Origin of the sequence: Mycobacterium sp. (genome assembly GCF_049683355.1) — a bacterium.
Lineage (GTDB): Bacteria > Actinomycetota > Actinomycetes > Mycobacteriales > Mycobacteriaceae > Mycobacterium.
The window spans coordinates 1-1,859 of sequence record NZ_JBAUJB010000067.1 but is presented as its reverse complement, the minus strand read 5'-3'; the positions used below and the strand labels follow the sequence as shown (position 1 = coordinate 1,859).

General features: G+C 66.3%; 2 protein-coding genes. One reads left to right on the top strand and one right to left on the bottom strand.

Features of this window, described 5'->3' with window-relative positions; translation table 11 throughout:
• A partial coding sequence (locus WA944_RS04090) for a Dps family protein (RefSeq protein ID WP_526646409.1) occupies window positions 1–424 on the top strand: 424 nt, incomplete at its 5' end.
• On the opposite strand, the gene WA944_RS04085 is transcribed toward WA944_RS04090, so the two are convergent.
• Window positions 366–1,700, bottom strand: coding sequence for an adenylate/guanylate cyclase domain-containing protein (locus tag WA944_RS04085; RefSeq protein ID WP_526646408.1), 1,335 nt, complete (start codon window positions 1,698–1,700; stop codon window positions 366–368). The genes WA944_RS04090 and WA944_RS04085 overlap by 59 nt on opposite strands.
• Between the last annotated feature and the right edge of the window lie 159 nt (window positions 1,701–1,859).

The window sequence follows — 1,859 nt, the reverse complement described above, 5'->3', positions numbered from 1 at the left end:
CGCGTTGCAGCAGGTGCTGGTCGACCTGATCGAACTGCACCTGCAGGGTAAGCAGGCGCACTGGAACGTCGTCGGCACCAACTTCCGCGACCTGCACCTCCAGCTCGACGAGGTCGTCGACTTCGCCCGTGAAGCCAGCGACACCGTCGCCGAACGGATGCGCGCACTGGACTCCGTGCCGGACGGTCGGTCGGACACCGTGGCGGCGAGCACCTCGTTGCCGGAGTTTCCCGCCTACGAGCGGAGCACCGGCGAGGTCGTCGACCTGATCACCGGTCGCGTTTATGCGGCGGTGGACACGCTGAGGTCGGTCCACGACACGGTGGACGCCGAGGATCCGAGCACTGCGGACATCCTGCACCAGCTCATCGACGGCTTGGAGAAGCTGGCGTGGCTGCTGAAGTCGGAGAACCGGAAGGTGTGACACCGTCCGCGGAGCGGACAATTCGGCCAGAGCCGGCCCGGTGGCCGACCAGGTACCAGGTGTGCATGATGCCCTTGCCCTTGATGTCGACGTGGCCGCGCTCCTCGAGCACAAACGAGTCGTGCAGCCGCTCATAGACGTTGTCGGGCACCTGGATTCGCCCTTCGACGTCGGTGGTCTCCATGCGGGCCGCGACGTTCACCGCGTCGCCCCACACGTCGTAGAAGAACTTCCTGGCGCCGACGACGCCGGCGACGACGGGTCCTGCGGCCATGCCGATGCGTAGCGGTACGTCGCGGCCCTGGGAGTCCTTGAGGTCGGCGACGGCGTGGGCCATGTCCAGAGCCAGCGATGCCAGCGCCTCCAGGTGGTCGGAGCGGGGGATGGGCACGCCGCTGACCACCATGTAGGAATCGCCGCTGGTCTTGACCTTCTCCAAGCCGTGGCGGTCGACGAGCGCATCCAGGTCGGTGTAGAGCCGGTCCAGGAACCGGACGAGCTCCGCGGGCGCGGTGTCGCTGGCGCGTTTGGTGTAGCCGGCGATGTCGGCGAACAGAATCGACGCGTCGTCGTACTTGTCGGCGATGACGGTGCGCGACGGATCCTTCAACCGGGCGGCGATCGTCGCGGGCAGGATGTTGGCCAGCAGCTGTTCGGAGCGCTGGTATTCGGCCTCCATCGCCGCTTCCGCCCGTTCGATCTCGCGCAGCGTGTACCAGATGGTGGCGATGATCATCACCGCCGAAGTGGCCACCGCGGTGATGAACCCGGCGGTCAACGTCCAGGGTGGTCCCAGTCCCCGGTTGTGCGGCACCGTCAGCTCCAGTGCGACCGTCATCGTCACCCCGACGGCGGCGATCACCGCGGTCAGCACGATTCGCTCGATGCCGAGGATCAGCACCGCCAGCGATGCGGCGACCAGGGTGTAGAACTGCAGTCCCGAGCCGGTCCCGATGGTGAAGCAGATGAAACCGACCGATACGTAGGCGAACGCGACGAACGTCAGGGGTGCGACCAGCTCGCCGAAGCGGCACAGCCGCGGGATCGTCAGGAATACCAGGCCGCAGAACAGGTTGACGGCCCCCAGCCACCACAGCGCGCCGCCCATGGCCAGCTGGAACACCCCGAAACCGATCGAGACCGCGGCCGCGATCCAGCCGGCGATCTTGAGCACCCGCAGCCGGCGGCCGACCCGGTCGTCGCGGTGGTCGCTCGGAGACCAGGCGCTGTTGCCCAGCGCCACATCGGGGACACATACGGGTCGCACCTTGACCACTGCCGGAGCCTATCGCCCGAGGGCCTTTGAGCTGTGTGTTTTGCGGTGCCCTCGGTGAGATTCGAACTCACACTGTACGGGTTTTGAATTCGCTGAAACTGCGTTTTACCAGTTCACGGTAGTTGGTGGTCTTTGCCGAGTAGGCGCGGTTGCCAGAAT